Origin of the sequence: Sphingomonas sp. (assembly GCF_965227385.1) — a bacterium.
Lineage (GTDB): Bacteria > Pseudomonadota > Alphaproteobacteria > Sphingomonadales > Sphingomonadaceae > Sphingomonas.
In genome coordinates, this window is record NZ_OZ245750.1 from 2376653 (window position 1) to 2397946 (window position 21294).

Consider the following 21294-nt stretch of genomic DNA (forward strand, 5'->3'; position numbering starts at 1 on the left):
CGCAAGGTTGGCCTCTCCAGGGGGAGAGGCCGTCCAAGATCAGAAACTGAACCGCACCGTCGCGTAAATCTCGCGCGGCGCCGCCGGGATCGCGACATATTCGCCGGTCGGCGGCAGCGTGCCCTTGTAATAGGCATGGTCGGTCTTGGTCAGGTTGGTACCCTCGACCGACAGCTCGATGCCGGGCAGGAAGCTCGGCTTGAACGCGATCCGCGCCCCCAGCAGCGTATAGGCATCCTGGAACGACGTCGCATCGGCGGGGGTCAGGAACTGCGACCCCTTGTGGCTCAGATCGCCGCGCAGCGTCAGCTCACCCGCGCCGGTCTCGAAGCCATAGGAGATGCCGGCGTTGATCGACCAGTCGGGGATCTGCGGCACACGGTCGCCCAGCTTGAACCCGCTGGAGATCGCCGACGCCGCCAGCGTGTCGAACTTCGCATCGACATAGCCGACGCCCAGATTGAGATCGAGCCCGCGCGTCGGCCGCGCCGCGATCTCCAGCTCGAACCCCTTGATGTCCGAACCGCCCGCATTGCGCGTGGTGCGGATATTGGCGTTGGTCACCGGATCGACCGACTGCACCGTCAGCTGGATGTCGCGATACTCGGAATAGAACCCCGCAACGTTGAACGTCAGCCGGTTGTTGAGCCAGCTCGTCTTCGCGCCGATCTCATAGCTGGTGAGCTTTTCGGGGTCGTAACGCGGGGTCGGGGTCGATGCGACCGTCGACGCGCCGAAACCGCCGGATTTGAAGCCCTTCGACCAGCTGGCGTAGAGCAGCATGTCGGTGTTCGGCTTGTACTCCAGCGCCACGCGCGGGGTGAAGCTTTCCCACTCCGCCACGGCGCTCGACAGCGGAACTACGGTGGTGCCGTTCTGCGGCCGCACGACCGACGTCGCATATTCCTTGCGATCCTTGTTATAGCGCGCGCCCAGCGTGACACCGAACTGGTCGGTCAGCTTCAGCGTCTCCTGCGTGAACAGCGCGTAGCTGGTCGCCTTCATGTAGAAGGTGGTGAAGGTGTTGCCGACATCCGCCGCGGTCGTGGGCTGCCCCGCCGCGATCAGCGCCTCATAGATACCCTCGAACGACCGGGTAAAGACGGTGGAATCGCCTTCCTCGCGGAACGCATAGGCGCCGATCAGGAAATTGAGCTTGCCGTCCATGGCGGTGCCGCCCAGCTGCAGCTCCTGGCTCAGCTGATCCTGGTTCATCGTCGTGCGCGACTGCTGGAGCGGGTAGGGGGTCTGGTCGCCATCCACCTCGATCGTCGCGTCGATCGACCGCCAGGCGCTGATCGATTTCAGATAGACCGTGTCGCTGAGGTCGATGTTCAGCACCGCCGAAAGGCCGCCGATATCGGCATCGTCCTGCTGCGCCTGCAGCGAATAGACATTGTACGGGTCGGGCGATTCCCACCGCGCGTCATAGATCGACCCGCTGGGCAAGCCGAGCCGCGGATTCCAATAGGGCGCGGCGAACTGGTTGAACCGCGCGATCTTCGCGACCGTTGCGCCAGCCGGCACGAAGTCGATCAGATAGCCCGAGGGCGGGTTCTGCCGCTGCCGTGTATAGTCGCCCGCGACCTTCAGCGTCACCGCCTCGCCCAGCTGCGCCTTGAGCGCGCCGCGCACGATGAAGCGGTTCTCGCTGGCATAATGCTGCCCGTCGAGGATGCGCGTGCCATAGCCCTCGCTGGTGAGGTAGGAGGCGGAGAGGTTAAGCCCCAGAACATCCTCGACCAGCGGCGTGTTGATCAGCGCCGAAACGTCGGCGCGCTTGTAGCTGCCCGCGCGCGCCTTGACGATGCCCGTCGCCTCGCCCGACAGGCGCGGGTCTGTGGTGATGACGTTGATCGCGCCGCCGATCGTGTTGCGGCCATAGAGCGTGCCCTGCGGCCCCTTCAGCACTTCGACCCGCTCGATATCCTCAAGGCTCAGCAACCCGCCCATCGAGCGCGCGATATACACGTCGTCGACATACAGGCCGATGCCGGGATCGGTCGGGAACTGGAAGTCGCCGGTGCCGACGCCGCGGATATAGCCCGCGAACGCCGAACCGCCGCCCGCCGGACGGTTGGTCGGGTGCAGCTCAAGGTTCGGCGCGAAATTGGAAATATCGCCGAGATTGTCGATCCCGCGATCGGTCAGCGAGTCCGCCGACAGCGCGGTCACCGACAGCGGCGCATCCTGCAGCCGCTCGGCACGGCGCTGTGCGGTGATGACGATCTCACCGACGCCAACTTCCTCATCCTGCGGTGCAGGGGCGGTCTGCGAGCGTGCGGGCGATGCGGCCAGCAAGGCGGCGATCGATGCAGTGGCGGCAAGCGCGACGGTCGGACGAAAGCGCATTTTGGATCCTCCCCGGGACAAATGTCGGGGGTCGGCGCCCCCTTGTGGTCCAATGGTTATGGATCAATACAAATATTGTCAACAATCTCGTCAGCAAAGCGCGAGCGGCGCCCAGACCGCTCCCGCCGCATCCCCATACCATCGTCACCCCGGCCTCGCGCCGGGGTCCAGCGGAAGGCAGGCGCGGGACAAGAGGCGCGATCGCTCCGCGCGCGGCCAAGTGGACCCCGAAACACGTCCGGGTGACGAAGGAGGGGCGTGGGCAACAGCGAACGTGAAGCCGCGCCTATTGCGGCAGCACATCCTCCATCTCGATCACCGCCGCCAGCGCGTCCTCGACATGCTTGCGCATCAGCCGCTCGGCCTCAGGCGCATCGCCACGGACGATCGCGTCGGTGATCTGGCGGTGGTCGCTGTTCGCGTCGTCGATCCGGTGCGGCTTGAAGAATGCGGAGAACAGCAGGCGGTGGAGCGGCAGCCGCAGTCGCTCGACAAACCCGCGGACATAGTCGTTGTCCGCGCCGTCGAGGATCAGCGCGTGCCAGGCATCGTTGGCGCGCACGAACGCGGGGTGGTCGCCGGTATTCTCCACCGCGTTCAGTTGCTCCTGCAACTCGACCAGCTGCGCCTTGCGCTCGGGATCGTCGGCCAGCGCGAAGTCATGCGCCGCCAGCCCCTCCAGCACCATGCGCGCGCGATAGATCTGACGGATTTCATCACGGCCAAAGCGGCGCACCGACGCGCCGCGAAACTCCTCGATGACGATGAGTCCTTCGCTCTCAAGCCGCTGCAGCGCCTCGCGCACGCGGCTGCGGGTCGCGCCGGTCTCGCGGATGATGTCCGCCTCGACCAGCCTTTGCCCCTGCACCGCGCGCCCGGTGCGGATGCGCTCGCGCAGCCAGGCGGCGACCTCGGCGGCGGAAAGGATGCGGTCGGGTTCGTCGGCCATGCCGCGACCCTCGCCGGGGCGCGGGGCGGCTGTCAACCGGCCGCGCCCTCGACCGGCTGTTTCCACCCGCGCATCGCCAGCAGCGCGAGCGCCGCGATGATCGATCCGATGCTCATCAGGATCGCTACGGTCGGCAGGCCATAGCCAGCTGCAAACAGGAATCCGGCCAAGGCAGGGGCCAGCGCCGATCCGCCGCGCCCAACGCCGATGACAAAGCCGGTCGCCGACGCGCGAACCCCGGTCGGGAACGACTGGGCGATCAGCGCGTACAGGCCGACAACACCAGCATTGGTGGCAAAGCCCGCGGCGGCCGCGACCATCGACAGCCCAGCCAAATCGCTCTGTCCCTGCCCGAACAGGATGATGAGCGCGGTCGACAGCAGCATCGCGACGATGGTGAGCGCGAGCAGCCGGATCTTGCCGGTCAGCAAGCCCAGGATCAGCGAGCCCGTAGCTCCGCCAATGCTGGCCCACACCAGCACCCCGGCCGCCTCGGGCGGCGGGAAGCCCATGTCGACAACGATCTTCGGTATCCACTTCAGGATGAAGTAGAAGGTCATGATGTGCGCCAGATAGGCGATCGTCAGCAGGATCGTCGGGCGGATCAGGCTGGGTGAGAACAGATTGACCAGCGGCGCCTTGCGCGACGTCACCACATCCGGCTCGGGCAGCGCGTCGATCGGCGGGTGGCCCATGCGGGCAAGGTTGGCGTTGATCCGATCCAGCGCGTTAGGCGGGCGCTTGTGCATCAGGAACGCAACCGATTCCGGCGCGCGCCACAGCACCAGTGGTACGAACAGGATCGAACATGCCGCACCAAACACGAACACCGCGCGCCAGTCGTACATCGACAGCAGCACTGCCGAGATCGACCCGCCGATGATCGTACCGACCGGATAGCCGGCCGCCATCAGGACCACCGCAAGCGACCGGTGCTTGGCATTCGCCGCTTCCGCTACCGCCGCGTTGGTCGCCGCCAGCATGCCGCCGATGCCAAGGCCGGTCAGCACGCGCCACAGCATCAACGTGTAGACGTCGTGCGCGGTCGCCGCGCCGAGCATGCCGACGGTCATGATGCACAGGCACGACAGGATCGTCGCGCGCCGCCCGATCCGGTCGGCAATGCCGCCCAAAAACAGCGACCCGATCGCCATGCCGACCAGTTCCATCGACAGGACGATGCCCAGCTGCGCGCGGTCGATGCCCCAATCGGCAGCGATGCCGGGGGAAGCGAAGCTGATCGACAACACGTCGAATCCGTCGAGCGCGTTCAGCCCGACCATCGTCGCGACCACGCCCCATTGGAACCGGGACATCGGTGCGCGGTCGATCACCGCGCGCGGATCGGTAGCCATTTCCCCTCCATCGGCCGATGCTCGGCCATTGTTATATCGGCAAACAAGTCAGCGATAGATGCGTGCGAGCAATTCCTCAAGCATTCCGAGTTCGGCAGCGCCGAACCGCGCCTTCAACCAGTCTTCGTGTGCGGCGATGGCGGCCTTGGCCTGTGTCAGCAATGCCTCGCCCTCGCCTGTCAGCCGGAACGCGATGCGGCGGCCATCGGTGCGCGACGGGCTGCGCGACACCAGCCCGCGCTTCTCCAGCCCGTGTACCAGCGCCATCGTCGTTGCGCGATCCATGTCGAGCGCCTGCGCCAGGTCCGCCTGCGCCAGATCGGGGTGGTCCCCGGTCAGCCACAGCACCGAGACCTGTTTCTGTGTCAGCCCCAGGTCGGCGAAATGCTCGACGAAATGCCGCTGCACCGCGCCATGCGCGCGCCGCAGCCTCAATCCCAGAATATCGTCCAGATCGCCACGGCCGATCGTCACGCCTGCTCCGCCTCCATCAGCTTGCGGATGATCGTCCGCGCCCGAACGCTGCCCTGATCGATCGAATAGCCGCGCAGCTTCATGTCCGGGTTGGCCGCGATGCTGCGCTGCTGCGCTTCCAGCACTTCGACATCCTCGTCGAACACCTGGCCCTGCTGCGCCTTGAACCGTGCGGTAAAGCCGGCATCGTCGATGTCGAAGTTCCTCGCCATGCCCCAGAAATAGTGAGTCGTCGTCTCGGTCTCGGGAGTCATGGCATCGACGACGAAGCCGCGCACCCCCGAATTGTGATCGTCGATCGTATCCCCGGCATCGGCCGGCGACACGCCGACATCGATCAGCACCGAAGAGGGCGGCAGGAAGTGGCACACCTGCCAGCGATCGACCGGCCCGGCCGAGCGCAGCGCGTCGCGCCAGAAGGGTGGCGGCTCGATCCCCGGCATCCAGCGGCGGACGAACACTTCCTCGCCCTTCACCACGGTCTCGATCGGTGCCTCGGTAATCTCATGCTGCCCGATCGACCCCTGGTGCACCCAGGTCTCGTGGCTCAGGTCCATGAGGTTGTCGATCACCAGGCGGTAGTCGCAACTGATATGATTATACCCGCCATCGAAGGTCCAGCCCGGCGCGCTGCATGGCCAGAAATCCGGGATCGTCGCCGGATCGGCCTTCGCCGCCTCGCCGATCCACACCCACACGAAGCGGTGCTTCTCCACCACCGGATACAGCGTCGCGCATACGGCCTTGGGTACCGCCTCCGACTTGATCGGCATTTCGCTGGCACAGCCATCCGGCTCGATCAGCAGCCCGTGATAGCGGCACCGGATCGAATCCCCCTCCTTGAACCCCATCGACAGCGGCAACAGCCGGTGCGGGCACGCGTCGCGCATCGCCACCACGCTGCGGTCCAGCTTGCGGTAGAGCATCACCGGTTCGCCACAGATGGTGCGCGCGATCGGCGTGCGGTCCACCTCCGAATCCCATGCGGCGACATACCAGCGGTTGGTGATCCAGGTCATTGCCTCGCTCCTCATCCTGTCCTATCGGTCATTGCAGCATTTTGTATGTAACACTTACAAATATCGCAAGGAGAATCAGGATGTCCAAACCCCCGTTCCGCGCCGATCATGTCGGCAGCTTCCTCCGCCCCAAGGCGCTGATCGACGCCCGCGCAGCGTTCAAGGACGGCAGCATCGACGCCGCCGCCCTGCGCGCTGTTGAGGACGAGGCGATTCGCGGCGTGGTGAAGTTCCAGGAGGATTTGGGGCTTCAGGGCATCACCGACGGCGAATTCCGCCGCACCTATTTCCACACCGATTTCCTGCTGCAGCTCGATGGTGTCGAGGAAGCCGGCGGTACCGCGGTCCATTTCCACCAGCATGGCGGCAAGGAACTGTCCTACGCCCCGCCGGTCATGAAGATCACGGGCAAGATCGAACATGCCCGCGACATCCAGCGCGCTGACTATGAGTTCCTCGCCAGCTGCACCAGCCGCACGCCCAAGGTGACGATCCCGTCGCCGACGATGCTGCACTTCCGCGGAGGCCGCGATGCGATCGACGCCTCCGCCTATCCCGACCTAGAGGACTTCTACACCGACCTCGCCGCCGCCTATCGCGCGGAGATCGCCAGTCTCGCCGACGCCGGCTGCCGTTACCTGCAGCTCGACGACACCAACCTCGCCTATCTGTGCGACGAAACCCAGCGCGAGAATGCCCGCAAGCGCGGCATGGACCCGGACGAGCTTCCGCGCCTCTACGCCCGCATCATCAACGATTCGATCCGCGACAAGCCCGACGACATGGTCGTGTGCGTCCATCTCTGCCGCGGCAATTTCCGTTCCAGCTGGGCGGCCGAGGGCGGTTACGAACCCGTCGCCGAAGTGCTGTTCAACGAACTCAACATCGACGGCTATTTCCTCGAATATGACGATCCCCGCTCGGGCGACTTCGCCCCGCTGCGCTTCGTGCCGAAGGGCAAGACCGTCGTGCTCGGCCTCGTCACCACCAAGCTCGGCGAGCTGGAGTCGAAGGACGACGTCAAGCGCCGCATCGAAGAAGCCGCGCAATTCGCCCCGCTCGACCAGCTCGCACTGTCGCCGCAGTGCGGCTTCTCCTCGACCGTCCACGGCAACGACATCGAGGTCGAGCAGCAGGCGGCAAAAATGCGCCTGGTGATCGACGTGGCAAAGGACGTCTGGGGCTGACAGCCAAACTCCTCCCCTGAGCTTGCTCAGGGGAGGGGGACCGCCCGCGTAGCGGGTGGTAGAGGGGCCGCCCCTCGCAAATGGCGGAGTTTTGCCAAGCTGCCCACGGCCGTTTACGCGGCCGCCCCTCCGTCAGCGCTGAGCGCTGCCACCTCCCCTGCGGCGCAGGGGAGGAATTGGGCTAGTCCAGCGTGCGACTCCCCCAAACCCGCAGCCCCAAAGCCACCATCACCAACACCCCGATCAACCCCAGCTCCACCGCCGCCGATGGCGCCAGCCGCACCGCCAGCGTCGAGATCAACGCCGCGCCCCCCATCTGCATCGTCCCGAACAGACCGGTCGCCGCGCTCGCCCGCTCGCGCTGCTGCTCGATCGCCTCGGCCAGCAGGGCAGGGCCGGTCAGCCCCGCACCGAACGCGATCAGGCTCATCGCCACGAACAGCCCCGCCAGATGCGCCCCCGTCGCCGCGACGATCAAGATCACGACCGCGCCGCTGCCTAGCGCGACCGACCCGGCCGGCTTCAACCCGCGCGGCCAGCGGCGCAGCACCACCGGCACGCACAATGTCCCGCCGATGATCGCGCACGCCACCGCCGAGTAGAACAACCCCGCCTGCGCCGGCGTCGCCCCCGCCGCGTCGAGCACGAACGGCGACGCCGCCAGAAAGGTGAAGAACGCTCCGCTGATCAACGCGTTGGACAACGCGAGCGGCAGATAGCCGCGCTGGCGCAGCACCTGCCAATAGGTCGTCGCAATCCGCCGCGCATCAACCGGCGCACGGTCGCCCGCCCGCGTTTCCGGCAGCATCCGCAACGCCAGCGCTCCGCCGACCAGCGTCAGCCCCGCAAGGATCCAGAACAGCGCGCGCCACCCGCCCACGCTCGTCACCGCGCCGCCCAGCGCCGGGGCGAGGGCGGGGGAGATCAACGTCACGCTGGTCAGGATCGCGAGCGGCGCTGCGGCCTTGCCGACCGGCGCGGTATCGGTCGCCATCGCGCGCCCGGCAATCAGCGACGATGACGCCCCGGCGGCCTGCACCGCGCGCCCGGCCAGCATCATCGCCAGATCGCCCGCCAGCGCGCAGCACAATGTCCCGATCAGAAAGACGATCAGTCCGCCAAGCAATACAGGCCGCCGGCCATAATGATCCGCAACCGGCGCCCAGCCCAGCTGCCCCAGTGCCAACCCGATCAGATACAAGGAGATCACCAGCTGTCCGCCAGCGGGCGTCGCGCCGATCCCATCGACCAATTGCGGCAGGGCAGGAACGATGATCTGGATCGCGAGTGAACCCAGCGCGATGATCCCGCCGAGCAGGACCAGCCGCCCCTTCGTCGCCTCGGCGCGCGCCGCCGCGATGGTCAGGCTTCCTCGGGCCAGTACAGCCGCATCGGATTGGCGACGAGCAGCTTGTGCTGCAATTCCGCCGTCGGCGCGATTTCGGGGATCACATCCACCAGCGCCCCGTCATCGGGCAGCACGCTTTCCATGTTCGGATGCGGCCAGTCGGTGCCCCACAGCACCCGATCGGAATAGCCCTCGACCAGCGGGCCCACCGCCTTCACGAAATCGGCATAAGGCGGACCGGCGGGATCGAGCCGGTCGGGGCAGGTGACCTTGGTCCAGATGTCGTCACGACTGTCGAGCAGCGCACGGAACGCGGTCATGTCCGCGCCATCGGGTCCCTGCCGCACATCGGGCCGGCCCATATGGTCGATGACGATCGGAACCGGAATCGCGGCGAGGAACGGCTTCATCTCCTCAAGGATATCCGCCTCGAAATAGACCACGACATGCCAGTTCAGCCGCGCGATCCGCTGCGCCACGTCGAGGAACTTGTCCTTCGGCGCATCGTCGACCAGCCGCTTCAAGAAGTTGAACCGCACCCCGCGAATGCCGCCCGCATGCAGCGCGTCCAGCTCGGCATCGCTGATCGCCGGATCGACCACCGCCACCCCGCGACACGTGCCACCCGACACCGCGATGCCGTTCAGCGTCGCGGCATTGTCGGTCCCGTGACAGCTCGCCTGTACGATCACGTTGCGCGCAAAGCCCAGCCGCTCGCGCAGCGCGAACAGCGCGTCGGGCCCGGCATCCTGCGGCAGATACTTCGCCTTGGGGCTGAACGGGAACTGCGCCTGCGGCCCGAACACATGGCAATGCGCGTCAACCGCGCCCGGCGGCGGGGTAAAGTGCGGCTTGGACGGCTCCAGCGTCCAGCTGCGGATGCGCCCGTCCTGATCTGTGCTCACCGCCAAACTCCCATATTTCCGTCATGCTGAACTTGTTTCAGCATCCACCACGCCACACGCGGCTCAGCTAATGGCGGCAGATTGGACGCTGAAAGACCGCCAGCATGACCGACGGTGTTGCAGCCCCTGCGCCACATCACCCGAACACCATCCCATCCATCAGTTTCCGCGCGGTCCGCAGCATCCCGGCCTCGACCGGCGCGCCGGCCTCATCCAGCTTCACCACGCACTCGGTAACCCCGGTCGGATGCTCGACCCCCAGGGTCAGCGACTGCCCCTCGGGCACCACCGCCAGTGCAGCCGCAGGCGATCCCTCGATCAGACACGCCGTCGCCACGCTCACTGCACCCAGCACCCCGATCGACGCATGAACCCGATGCGGGATCAGCGACCGCACGGCAATCGCGCCGCCATCGCGCGGCGCAGCAACCAGCATCATCTTGGGCACCGATTTCCCGGCCACATCGCCGAGATTCATCAGCGGCCCGGCCTTCAGCCGGATCGCCTCGACCTTCGCCTTCATCGCATCATCGGCGTCGAGCGTGTCGCGATCCTCGTACCCGGTGATGCCGACATCGCTCGCCGCGATCACCACGCAGGGCATGCCATTGTCGATCAGCGTGACCTTGACGCCATCGATCTCGTCCACGCCATTGCCGGTCGGCAGCAGCGCGCCGCAGCTCGATCCGGCAGTATCGCGAAAGGCGAGCGGGATGGGGGCCGCAGTCCCCGGCACGCCGCTGATGCTGGCGTCACCGTCATAGCGGACCTCGCCGCCCGGCGTCTGGACCGTCGCCACCGCGACCTGCCCGGTATTCTCCATGAAGATCGCAACCCGCGTCTCGCCATCCTGCGCCGCGACCAGCCCGCGCTCGATCGCAAATGGCCCGATTCCGGCGAGGATGTTCCCGCAATTCTGCGCGTCGGTCACGATCGCCTGATCGACGAACACCTGCAGGAACAGATAATCGACATCGACCCCGTCGCGCGCCGACTTGCGCACCACCGCGACCTTGCTCGTCAGCGGATCCGCGCCACCCATGCCATCGATCTGGCGGGGATCGGGCGAGCCCATCACCCGCAGCAGAAACGCATCGCGCGCGCCGGTGTCGGCGGGCAGGTCGTCGGCAAGGAAATACCCGCCCTTCGACGTCCCGCCCCGCATCCACATACAGCGGACGCCCTCACTCATATTTCAGGCCCATCTCAGCGAGGCGCGGTCGCATGTCATAGATGTCGAGGCCCAGCTCGCCCGCCGCCAGCCGCACCCGCTTGGCTTCCTCGGCAGCCTCACGCTTGCGCGCCGCCTCCAGCACGGTGACGGCATCGCCACGCTTGACCACGCACACGCCATCATCGTCGGCAACGATCACATCGCCCGGCTCGATCGCGGCACCTGCGCACACGATCGGCACGTTGACCGACCCCAGCGTGTTCTTGACCGTCCCTTGCGCGAACACCGCCTTGGACCAGACCGGAAAGCCCATCTGCGTCAGGTCGCGCACGTCGCGCACGCCCGCGTCGATCACCAGCCCCCGGCACCCGCGCGCCATTGCGCTGGTCGCCAGAAGGTCTCCGAAATAACCATCGACGCACGGGCTGGTGGGCGCGAGGACAAGGATGTCGCCCTCCTTCAGCTGTTCGATCGCGACATGCACCATCCAGTTGTCGCCCGGCGGCGACGAGATAGTCACGGCGTTCCCTGCAATCCGCGCCCCGGCATAGATCGGGCGCATATAATGGGCGAGCAGCCCGATCCGTCCCTGCGCCTCATGCACCGTCGCGACGCCGGCTTTGGCGAGGCCATCGACGATGTCCATCGGGGTCCGCTGGATGTTTTGAACGACGCGTGCACTCATTGTCTTCTCCGGTGCGCAATTGTCGAACCCGAATTCGGGCCGATGCAGCGTTATGGCACGATGTGTTGCCCTTTTTGGACGAACGCACGGTTCGGGCCGCGACTTTGTTCGCCTTCCATGGCTGTCGATCTCCAACATACCATAATATGAATTCCGTTTATGTAATAAGATTTTCGGATATGTTGGCGGCATGATCCGTCCGTTTGACCTCAATCTCCGCCATCTGCGTGCGTTGGGCCAGGTGATCGCGCAGGGTAGCCTCAACCGCGCGGCGGAGGCGGCGGGATTGTCGCAACCGGCACTGACGCAGGGGTTGGCCAAGCTTGAGAAGCAGCTGGGCGTCACCCTGTTCGACCGGCATTCGGACGGCGTGACGCAAAGCCCGGCCGGGACAGCGCTGGCGGAGCGGGTGGAGCGCGCATTCGACCAGCTCGCCGCCGCGACCCGGCGCTCGGCGCGTGGCGGAACGCGCGGGTTTGCGCGGCCCGAGCTGCTGATGACCGCGACCCAGCTGGATGCGTTTCTCCACTTCGCCGATGCGCAGGGCTTTGCCGGCGCCGCGGCGGCGAGCGGCATGTCGCAGCCTGCGGTGCATCGCTCGGTCCGCGAGTTGGAACAGGTCTGTGCCACCCCGCTGGCCGAGCGGCGGGGGCGGGGGATGGCGCTGACGCCCGCAGGCCGCACGCTGGCGCGCGGGGTCCGCCTTGCCGCCGGTGAGCTCGCCGCCGGGATCGCCGAAGCACGCGGCGATGAGGGGGAGGGCGGGCGCATCGCGATCGGCGCGATGCCGCTCAGCCGCGCGCTGCTGCTCCCCCACAGCCTTGCTCAATTCCTGCGCGAAGAACCACGTACGGTGGTCGATGTGATCGAAGGGTCGTGGCGCGAGCTGGTCGATCCGCTGCTCGACGGGATCATCGACATCATGGTCGGCGCGTTGCGCGACGATTGCCCGCCAGGCGTTGAGCAGGTGCCGCTGTTCACCGATCGCCTCGCGATCTTCGGGCGGCGCGGGCATCCGCTGGCACAGGGTGCGGTCGATCTCGACACGCTTGCCGCGCAATCCTGGGTCGTCGGCCCGGTCGGCACGCCCTTGCGCGCACATTGGGAGGCCCTGTTCGCGGGCCGCGCGCTGCCTTCGGTCCCGATCGAGTGCGGGTCGGTGATGGTGATCCGCGGACTGCTGGTGCAGAGCGACCTGTTGACCCTGCTCTCGCCCGACCAGGTCGCGCTGGAGGTCGGGGCGGGGATGCTCGAGCGTATCGGCCCCCAGCTCCCCGGCGCGGTCCGCACGATCGGCATCAGCACCCGCGCCAACTGGCGCCCCACCGCGAGCCAGGCACGCTTCATCGACCTGCTGAACCGGGCCTCGAAAGAGACCAGACTTCAGAAAAACGGATAGCGACCAAAGCAATCCGATTGGAACATGTCGCGCGTAAACGCTTCATGGCGACATGATCGATCGGACATCCTTGGTGGGATTTGGCGAAGCAGGGCAAGCCTTCGCCCAACCCGGCGCCGCGGCGTTCGACATCGCCACCGAGAATGGCGAAACACGTCCACTCAAGATCGCCGAATATGAACGCGCTCAAGTGCGCTGGTCGGCAACCCCCGCAGGTGCGTTGGCGCATGCGGAATTGGTCCTGAGCCTCGTCACCGCCGATCAGGCACTTCCCGCCGCGCAGCGCTGTGCGCCCTTACTGAAATCCAGTGCGCTGTGGTTCGACATGAACAGCGTCGCGCCCGGCACAAAGCGCGAAGCCGCTCAAGCGATTGAGGCGGCGGGTGCGCGCTATGTCGACGTAGCGGTGATGGCCCCGGTGCTGCCCGCGCGGTTCGGAGTGCCCCTGCTGGTCGCCGGGCCGCACGCAGACGCCGCCGCAGAAGCACTGCGCGCTTATGGGTTCACCAAGGTGTCGATCGCTGGCCCAAAGGTCGGTGACGCGTCCTCGATCAAGATGATCCGGTCGGTGATGGTCAAGGGGCTGGAGGCGCTGACCGCCGAATGTGTCCTGGCGGCGGAGCGGGCGGGGGTGCGTGATGCGGTGCTCGCCTCGCTGGACGCGAGCTGGAAGGAACAGGGCTGGGCGGAGCGCGTCGACTATAATCTCGATCGCATGCTTGCGCACGGCACGCGCCGCGCCGCCGAGATGGAGGAGGTCGCCAAGACGCTGAGCGATCTGGGCGTCGATCCGGCGATGACGCGCGGCACGATCCAGCGGCAGCGTGAGGTGGGTGCACTCGATTTGACGCCGCCCAATGGACTGACGGCGAAACTCGCCGCGATTGAAGCAAGGGAAGAGGACCAAGCCGCGTGATCATCGACTGCCACGGCCACTACACCGTCCTGCCCAAGGCGCATGACGCCTGGCGCGAGGAGCAGAAGGCCGCGTTCAAGGCCGGGACGCCGTGCCCGCCCTATCCCGAGATCAGCGACGACGAGATCCGCGAGACGATCGAGGCGAACCAGCTGCGCCTGATCAAGGAGCGCGGCGCGGACCTGACCATCTTCTCGCCCCGCGCTTCGGCGATGGCACCGCATGTCGGAGACGAAGCCGTCGCGATCGAATGGGCGCGGCGCTGCAACGACCTGATCGCGCGCGTCGTCGGGCTGTTCCCCGAGACGTTCGTCGGTGTGTGCATGCTACCGCAATCGCCCAAGGCGGACATGAGCGCCAGTATCGCCGAGCTGGAGCGGTGCGTGAGCGAACTTGGCTTCATCGGCTGCAACCTCAACCCCGATCCGGGCGGCGGGCATTTCACCCATCCGCCGCTGACCGACCGTTACTGGTACCCGTTCTACGAGAAGATGGTCGAGCTGGACGTCCCGGCGATGATCCATGTCTCGGGCAGCTGCAACCCGGCGATGCACGCGACCGGCGGCTACTATATCGCGGCCGACACGGTTGCCTTCATGCAGCTGCTGGAGGGCGACCTGTTCGCCGAATTCCCGACGCTCCGCTTCATCATCCCGCATGGCGGCGGCGCGGTGCCGTACCATTGGGGGCGCTATCGCGGGCTGGCGGACATGCTCAAGAAGCCGTCGCTCGACACGCACCTGATGAACAACATCTTCTTCGACACCTGTGTCTATCACCAGCCCGGCGTCGACCTGCTGGCGGATGTGATCGAGAACAAGAACATCCTGTTCGGGTCGGAAATGGTCGGTGCGGTGCGCGGGATCGACCCCACAACCGGGCATTATTTCGACGACACCAAACGCTATGTCGATGCGCTCGACATCAGCGACGCCGAGCGCGCCGCGATCTTTTCCGGCAACGCCCGCCGTGTCTTCCCCCGTCTCGACGCCAAGCTGAAGGAGCGCGGCCTGTGACCGACCATACCGACATCCACGCCTATCTCGCGGAGTTCGAGGACATCCCCGGCACGCGCGTGTTTACCGCCAAGCGCGCGCGCGCCGGTTACCATATGAACCAGTTCGCGATGAGCCTGATGAAGGCGGAGAACCGCGAGCGCTTCAAGGCGGACGAGCGTGCGTATCTCGATCAATGGCCGCTCTCCGAAGAGATGAAGCAGGCGTTGCTCGCACGCGACTACAACAAGTGCCTCGACCTGGGCGGCAACGTCTATTTTCTCTCGAAGCTCTTCTCGACCGACGGCATCGCCTTTGCCGAGGCGGTCAGCACGATGACCGACATGAGCTTCCCCGAATATCGCGAGATGATGATGCGCGGCGGGCGTTCGCCCGAAGGCGTCCGCTCGATCAAAGAAGGACGCTGAACATGGCACGGATTACCGCAGGCGTCGCGTCGAGCCATGTCCCGCTGCTGGGCGTGGCGGTCGATCAGGCCAAGGACCGCGACGATTATTTCGGTCCGATCTTCGCCGGCTATGACTGGACCCGCGAATGGGAAAAGGCCGAGAAGCCCGACGTCGTGATCCTGGTCTATAACGACCATGCGTCGGCGTTCGACATGAAGATCATCCCGACCTTCGCGATCGGTTGTGGCGAGCGGTACAAGCCCGCCGATGAGGGCTGGGGCCCGCGCAAGGTGCCCGATGTGGAGGGCCATCCCGACCTGGCCTGGCATATCGCGCAGAGCTTGGTCCTCGACGAATTCGACATGACGATCATCAACGAGATGGAGGTCGATCACGGCCTGACCGTCCCGCTGTCGATGATGTTCGGCACGCCCGATGCCTGGCCGTGCAAGGTCATCCCGCTGGCGGTCAATGTCGTCACCTATCCGCCGCCCTCGGGCAATCGCTGCTGGGCGCTGGGCGAAGCGATCGCGCGCGCGGTGGCGAGCTTCCCCGAGGATCTGAACGTGCAGGTGTGGGGCACCGGCGGCATGAGCCACCAGCTTCAGGGGCCGCGCGCCGGGCTGATCAATCCCGAATGGGACAACATGTTCCTCGACGGGCTGATCGGCGAGAGCGACCATCTGCGCCGCATCCCGCACATTGAATATCTGCGCGAGACCGGGTCCGAGGGGATCGAGATGGTCATGTGGCTGATCATGCGCGGCGCGCTGGGCAAGCGCACCGCCGCGCTGCACCGGCATTACCATGTGCCCTGTTCGAATACCGCGATCGGGCATCTGGTCCTGCGCCCCGACAATGGCGAGGGGCTGGATATGACGGGGAGTGGGTTCGCGGCCTGACCCGTCACCCCAGCGAACGCTGGGGTCTCGGGCGGCAGGCTCAAACCTCATGAGACCCCAGCGTTCGCCGGGGTGACGAATTAGACTGGAGCGAAACATGAAAATCGCACTCGCAGGCGCCGGGGCATTCGGCGAAAAGCATCTCGACGGGCTTCAGAAGATCGACGGGGTCGAGGTAATCTCGGTCGTCGGGCGGCGGCTCGAACCAACCCAGGCGGTGGCCGCGAAGTACGGCATTCCGCACGCGACCACCGAACTTGCGGAGGCGCTGGAGCAGCCGGGCCTCGACGCGGTGATCCTGTGTACGCCGACCCAGATGCACGCCGCCCAGGCGATCCAGTGCATGGAGGCGGGCAAGCATGTGCAGGTGGAAATCCCGCTGTGCGACAGCCTGGCCGATGGCGAAGCGGTGCTGGCCAAGGCACAGGAAACCGGCCTGACCGCGATGGTCGGCCATACCCGTCGCTTCAATCCCAGCCACCAATATCTGCACCGCAAGATCGCGGCGGGCGAGCTGAACGTTCAGCAGATGGACGTGCAGACCTATTTCTTCCGCCGCCAGAACATGAACGCAAAAGGTGAGGCGCGCAGCTGGACCGATCATCTGCTGTGGCACCATGCCGCGCACACGGTCGATCTGTTCGCCTATCAGGCGGGGCCGATCATTGCCGCCAACGCGATCGAGGGTCCGATCCATCCTGAGCTTGGCATCGCCATGGACATGTCGATCCAGCTCAAGGCGGAGAGCGGCGCGATCTGCACGCTCAGCCTGTCGTTCAACAATGACGGGCCGCTCGGCACCTTCTTCCGCTACATCTGCGACAACGGCACCTGGATCGCGCGCTATGACGATCTGGTGACCGGGCGCGAGGAGCCGGTCGACCTGTCCGGGGTCGCGGTGTCGAACAACGGCATCGAGCTGCAGGACCGCGAATTCATCGCCGCGATCCGCGAAGGGCGTGAGCCTAATTCCAGCGTTGCGCAGGTGCTGCCCTGCTACCGCGTGCTGCACCAGCTGGAGCAGCAGCTGAACGCCGCGCGCTGAACATCAACTGGCCGCGCGGATGCGGTCGTGGGGAAATGACATGAAGACCCAGGTTGCGATCATCGGGGCAGGGCCTTCGGGCCTGCTGCTCGGCCATCTGCTGCGTCAGGCGGGGGTGGATTGCGTCGTTATCGAGCGCGCGTCGCCCGATTATGTGCTCGGCCGGATTCGGGCGGGCGTGCTGGAGACGGTGACGACCGACCTGATGACACGGCTCGGCCTCGACGCGCGGATGAAGCGGGAGGGGCTGGTCGAGGCGGGGTTCAACCTTGCCACCGATGACCGACTTATCCGCATTGACATTGCCGCGCTGACCGGGCGCAACGTGATGGTCTATGGTCAGACCGAGCTGACCCGCGACCTGATGGACGCGGCGCCCGAGCGGGGGCTGGAGGTCGTCTATGACGCGGGCGATGTCGCGTTGCATGAGATCGAGGGCGATGCGCCGTTCGTTACCTATGTGAAGGATGGCGAGACGCACCGGATCGACTGCGCCTATATCGCCGGGTGCGACGGGTTCCATGGGCCATCGCGCAAGGCGATCCCGGCGAGCGCGGTGCGCGAGTTCGAGCGGGTCTATCCGTTCGGCTGGCTCGGCATCCTCGCTGACGTGCCGCCGTGCCATGATGAACTGATCTACGCCAATGGGCAGCGCGGCTTCGCACTTGCCTCGATGCGGTCGAAGACCCGCAGCCGCTATTATATCCAGGTGCCGTTGACCGACAGGGTCGAAGACTGGACCGAAGAGCGCTTGTGGGACGAACTCGCCGCGCGGTTCGATCCGATCAGCGAGCACAAGGTCACGCGCGGGCCAGCGCTGGAAATGTCGATCGCGCCGCTGCGGTCCTATGTGTTCGAGACGATGCGGCATGGCCGGCTGTTCCTCGCCGGGGACAGCGCGCATATCGTGCCGCCGACCGGAGCCAAGGGGTTGAATCTGGCCGCGTCGGATGTTGCCTATCTGTGTGACGCGCTGGTCGGCGCGGTGAAGCAGGGGGATGCCGCGGGGCTGGACGGCTATCAGGCGCGGGCGCTGGCGCGGATCTGGAAGGCGGAGCGGTTCAGCTGGTACCTGACCAAGCTGATGCACCGCTTCCCCGAGGATGGCGCGTTCGAGCATCGCATGCAGGAGGCCGAGCTGGATTATGTCGCCAGCTCGACCGCGATGCAGACGGCGATTGCGGAGAATTATGTGGGGCTGCCGCTCTAGGCCCCCGCAAGCTGGGGTCGGTTGGCGAGCAGGTGATCGACCACCGACGGGTCGGCCAGCGTCGACGTGTCGCCGAGGTTGCTGACGTCATTCTCGCCGATCTTGCGCAGGATGCGGCGCATGATCTTGCCCGATCGGGTCTTGGGTAGCGCCGGGGCGAACTGGATCACGTCGGGGGTGGCGATGGGACCGATTTCCTGGCGCACCCATTTGATCAGCTCGGCGCGCAGCGCGGCGTCGGGTTCGACCTCGGCATTGGTGGTGACGAAGGCGTAGATGCCCTGGCCCTTGATGTCGTGCGGCATGCCGACGACTGCGGCCTCGGCGACCTTGTGATGGGCGACGAGCGCGCTCTCGATCTCGGCGGTGCCCATGCGGTGGCCGGAGACGTTGATGACATCGTCGATGCGGCCGGTGATCCAGTAATAGCCGTCTTCGTCGCGGCGGCAGCCGTCGCCGGTGAAATAGCGGCCGGGGAAGGTGCTGAAATAGGTCTGGAAGAAGCGGTCATGGTCGCCCCAAACGGTGCGCATCTGGCCGGGCCAGCTGTCGGTGATGACCAGGCAGCCATCGCCCGCGCCCTCGATCAGCTTGCCGTCATTGTCGAGCAGAGCGGGCTGGACGCCGAAGAAGGGCTTTGTCGCCGAACCGGGCTTGAGCGCAGTCGCGCCGGGCAGGGGGGTGATCATCGCGCCGCCGGTCTCGGTCTGCCACCAGGTGTCGACGATCGGGCAGCGGCCCTCGCCGACCACGCGGTGATACCATTCCCATGCCTCGGGATTGATCGGCTCGCCGACGCTGCCGAGCAGGCGCAGGCTGCTGCGGCTGGTGCGCTTCACCCACTCATCGCCCTCGCGCATCAGCGCGCGCAGGGCGGTTGGGGCGGCGTAGAAGATCTCGACCTTGAACTTGTCGACCACCTGCCAGAAGCGGCTGTGGTCGGGGAAGTTGGGGACGCCTTCGAACATCACCGTGGTCGCGCCATTCATCAGCGGGCCGTAGACGACGTAGCTGTGCCCGGTGACCCAGCCCACATCGGCGGCGCACCAGTAAATCTGGCCGGGGCGGTAATCGAAGACGTACTCGTGCGTCATCGCCGTCCACACCGCATAGCCGCCGGTGGTGTGCAGCACGCCCTTGGGTTTGCCGGTGGAGCCGGAGGTATAGAGGATGAACAGCGGGTCTTCCGCGCCCATCGCCTCGGGCGCGCAGTCGGCGGACTGGCTGGCGGCTTCGGCCCAGTCGATATCGCGGCCTGCAACCGTCGGGACATCGGCGCCGGTGCGGCGGAGCATGATGACGCGCTCGACCCCGGGACAGCGGGCCAGCGCGGCATCGACATTGGCCTTGAGCGGGATGCGCTTGCCGCCGCGCAGCCCTTCGTCGGCGGTGAGGACGATGCGGCTGTCGCAATCCTGGATGCGCCCGGCGAGCGCGTCGGGGGAGAAGCCGGCGAACACGATCGAATGGATCGCGCCGATGCGTGCGCAGGCGAGCATCGCCACCGCCGCCTCGGGCACCATCGGGAGGTAGAGCGTCACCCGCTCGCCGCGCTTGACCCCCTGAGCTTTCAGCAGATTGGCGAAGCGGCAGACATCGGCATGGAGATCGCGATAGGTGATAACGCGGTGCGGCTCGTCCGGGCTGTCCGGTTCCCACAGGATCGCGGTTGCATCGCCGCGCTCGGCAAGGTGGCGGTCGAGTGCATTGGCGCTGATGTTGAGCGTGCCGTCACTGAACCAGGCGATGCCGAAATCGGCCTCTTCGAAGCTGGTTTCCTTGACCCGCGTGAATGGCGTGATCCAGTCGATCCGCTGCGCCGCCTCACGCCAGAAGCCCTCGGGATCTTCGACCGAGCGGCGGTACATCGCGTCATAGCCGTCCGCATTGACCAGCGCGCTTGCCGCCCATTGTTCGGGTACCGGGAAGATCGTCTGGGCCATGTCACTCTCCTGTCTACGCCGCGCGTTTGCTATCCGCGTTAGCGCATCGGGAGCGACAGGTCAGTCCGACTTTTGTCGTAGATTCGTGCTCAGTCGGCAGCTTCAGCCGCCTTTCGCGCAGGAAGCCAGCCATTGGCTCTGATCCAGCTGGCAAACAGCCGGGGCCAGGCCGCGACCGGTTCGCCGGGCTTGCCCAGCCCCCAGCTATGCCCGCCGCGCTGGAACAGGTGCATCTCCACCGGACGCTTCGCCGCATGCATCGCCGCCGCGAGCCGCAGGCTGTGCGCGACATCGGCGGTGGGGTCATCATAGGCATGGGCGAGGAAGATCGGCGGCGTCGTGGCGGTCACCTGTGCCTCGACCGAATAGGCGCCGCGCCAGTCGGGCAGCTTGCTGACATAGCGGGCCGTGCGCGTCGTATCGATCGGCGCGCGCATCGAAACCACGGGATAGATCAGCCCGGCGAAGTCCGGCACCGCGCTGGCCGTGTCCACCGCGTCGATCGCCGGGTAGAAATCATGCGCTCCGCGCGTCGCGAGCATGCCGGCAAGATGGCCGCCCGCGGAGAAGCCGATCACGCCGATCCGCTTGGGATCGATCCCCAACGTCTTCCAGTTGCCGCGCAGCAGCCGCATGGCGCGCTGCCCATCCTGAAACGGAACCTCCGAACTCCATCCGTCGCCGGGCAGGCGATAATAGAGGACGAAAGCGGTCACGCCGCGCTGCGCCAGCCATTGCGCAGTAGGCATGGCCGCGCTGCCGATCTGGATGCGGAAATAGCCGCCGCCGCCGATCACGAGTACAGCCGCGCCGTTCGGCTTTTTCGGCCGCACGACCACCATGCGCGGCACGGTGACGTTGGAGACCGATCCGGTCGCCGCGCCCTCGCTGCCGATCTTCTCGGGTCCGGAGACGGTGCCGCTCCCCGGCATCGGCCCGGGCCAGAGGTTGATCACTTCGCTCCGCGCCGAGGCCGGGGCCGCGACGCAGAGCAGCACAAGGGCAGCGAGCCAGCGCGTCATCATC

At 66.3% G+C, this 21294-nt stretch carries 19 protein-coding genes; 8 read left to right on the forward strand and 11 right to left on the reverse strand.

The genetic code is table 11. The annotated features are described in order from the left end of the window. Positions 1–39: 39 nt before the first annotated feature. From ACO05N_RS11530 to ACO05N_RS11550, 5 genes are all read right to left on the reverse strand, one after another. A complete protein-coding gene (locus tag ACO05N_RS11530) occupies positions 40–2352 on the reverse strand; it encodes a TonB-dependent receptor (RefSeq protein ID WP_422057229.1) in 2313 nt (770 codons plus the stop codon). A gap of 286 nt (positions 2353–2638) precedes the next feature. Next, positions 2639–3301 carry a GntR family transcriptional regulator gene (locus ACO05N_RS11535; protein WP_422057230.1) on the reverse strand — a complete coding sequence of 221 codons (663 nt, stop codon included), beginning with the start codon at positions 3299–3301 and terminating at the stop codon, positions 2639–2641. A 32-nt stretch (positions 3302–3333) separates the two neighbouring features. Continuing rightward, entirely contained in the window at positions 3334–4656 is a 1323-nt protein-coding gene (locus tag ACO05N_RS11540; RefSeq protein ID WP_422057231.1) for an MFS transporter, read from the reverse strand. A gap of 48 nt (positions 4657–4704) precedes the next feature. Continuing rightward, positions 4705–5130, reverse strand: a complete 426-nt coding sequence (locus ACO05N_RS11545; protein WP_422057232.1) for a MarR family winged helix-turn-helix transcriptional regulator — start codon at positions 5128–5130, stop codon at positions 4705–4707. Continuing rightward, entirely contained in the window at positions 5127–6149 is a 1023-nt protein-coding gene (locus tag ACO05N_RS11550) for a Rieske 2Fe-2S domain-containing protein (RefSeq protein WP_422057233.1), read from the reverse strand. Before ACO05N_RS11550 ends, ACO05N_RS11545 begins: the two co-directional genes overlap by 4 nt. Positions 6150–6229: 80 nt before the next feature. Between ACO05N_RS11550 and ACO05N_RS11555 the strand changes: the two genes are divergently transcribed. Next, complete coding sequence (locus ACO05N_RS11555; RefSeq protein ID WP_422057234.1) at positions 6230–7336, forward strand: 5-methyltetrahydropteroyltriglutamate--homocysteine S-methyltransferase; 1107 nt, start codon at positions 6230–6232, stop codon at positions 7334–7336. Between the two features lie 181 nt (positions 7337–7517). Here the strand turns inward: ACO05N_RS11555 and ACO05N_RS11560 are convergent, their stop codons facing one another. From ACO05N_RS11560 to ligK, 4 genes are all read right to left on the reverse strand, one after another. Then, positions 7518–8759: a Bcr/CflA family efflux MFS transporter gene (locus tag ACO05N_RS11560; RefSeq protein WP_422058742.1), complete on the reverse strand. Its 1242-nt coding sequence runs from the start codon at positions 8757–8759 to the stop codon at positions 7518–7520. Further along, entirely contained in the window at positions 8699–9589 is an 891-nt protein-coding gene (locus ACO05N_RS11565; protein ID WP_422057235.1) for an amidohydrolase family protein, read from the reverse strand. Before ACO05N_RS11565 ends, ACO05N_RS11560 begins: the two co-directional genes overlap by 61 nt. Positions 9590–9725: 136 nt before the next feature. Further along, positions 9726–10781: a 4-oxalomesaconate tautomerase gene (locus ACO05N_RS11570; protein ID WP_422057236.1), complete on the reverse strand. Its 1056-nt coding sequence runs from the start codon at positions 10779–10781 to the stop codon at positions 9726–9728. After that, on the reverse strand, positions 10774–11448 hold the full coding sequence (ligK, locus tag ACO05N_RS11575) for a 4-carboxy-4-hydroxy-2-oxoadipate aldolase/oxaloacetate decarboxylase (RefSeq protein ID WP_422057237.1): 675 nt from the start codon (positions 11446–11448) through the stop codon (positions 10774–10776). Before ligK ends, ACO05N_RS11570 begins: the two co-directional genes overlap by 8 nt. Positions 11449–11638: 190 nt before the next feature. Here ligK and ACO05N_RS11580 point away from each other — a divergent pair, with 190 nt between their 5' ends. The 7 genes from ACO05N_RS11580 (at position 11639) to pobA (ending at position 18325) form a co-directional block, all read left to right on the forward strand. After that, entirely contained in the window at positions 11639–12847 is a 1209-nt protein-coding gene (locus tag ACO05N_RS11580) for a LysR family transcriptional regulator (protein WP_422057238.1), read from the forward strand. A 52-nt stretch (positions 12848–12899) separates the two neighbouring features. Beyond that, positions 12900–13763 carry a DUF1932 domain-containing protein gene (locus ACO05N_RS11585; protein WP_422057239.1) on the forward strand — a complete coding sequence of 288 codons (864 nt, stop codon included), beginning with the start codon at positions 12900–12902 and terminating at the stop codon, positions 13761–13763. Continuing rightward, on the forward strand, positions 13760–14779 hold the full coding sequence (locus ACO05N_RS11590) for an amidohydrolase family protein (RefSeq protein ID WP_422057240.1): 1020 nt from the start codon (positions 13760–13762) through the stop codon (positions 14777–14779). Before ACO05N_RS11585 ends, ACO05N_RS11590 begins: the two co-directional genes overlap by 4 nt. Continuing rightward, a complete protein-coding gene (gene ligA, locus ACO05N_RS11595) occupies positions 14776–15186 on the forward strand; it encodes a protocatechuate 4,5-dioxygenase subunit alpha (RefSeq protein ID WP_422057241.1) in 411 nt (136 codons plus the stop codon). The genes ACO05N_RS11590 and ligA overlap by 4 nt, the downstream gene beginning before the upstream one ends. A gap of 2 nt (positions 15187–15188) precedes the next feature. Continuing rightward, a complete protein-coding gene (locus ACO05N_RS11600) occupies positions 15189–16070 on the forward strand; it encodes a class III extradiol dioxygenase subunit beta (protein ID WP_422057242.1) in 882 nt (293 codons plus the stop codon). Between the two features lie 97 nt (positions 16071–16167). Next, positions 16168–17115, forward strand: coding sequence for a Gfo/Idh/MocA family oxidoreductase (locus ACO05N_RS11605; protein WP_422057243.1), 948 nt, complete (start codon positions 16168–16170; stop codon positions 17113–17115). Positions 17116–17155: 40 nt separating this feature from the next. Further along, positions 17156–18325, forward strand: coding sequence for a 4-hydroxybenzoate 3-monooxygenase (pobA, locus tag ACO05N_RS11610; RefSeq protein WP_422057244.1), 1170 nt, complete (start codon positions 17156–17158; stop codon positions 18323–18325). On the opposite strand, the gene acs is transcribed toward pobA, so the two are convergent. Further along, positions 18322–20268: an acetate--CoA ligase gene (acs, locus tag ACO05N_RS11615; protein ID WP_422057245.1), complete on the reverse strand. Its 1947-nt coding sequence runs from the start codon at positions 20266–20268 to the stop codon at positions 18322–18324. The genes pobA and acs overlap by 4 nt on opposite strands. Positions 20269–20357: 89 nt before the next feature. Further along, the gene (locus tag ACO05N_RS11620) at positions 20358–21293 is read right to left on the reverse strand and encodes an alpha/beta hydrolase (protein WP_422057246.1); all 936 of its coding nucleotides are present in this window, start codon (positions 21291–21293) and stop codon (positions 20358–20360) included. Position 21294: the final 1 nt, after the last annotated feature.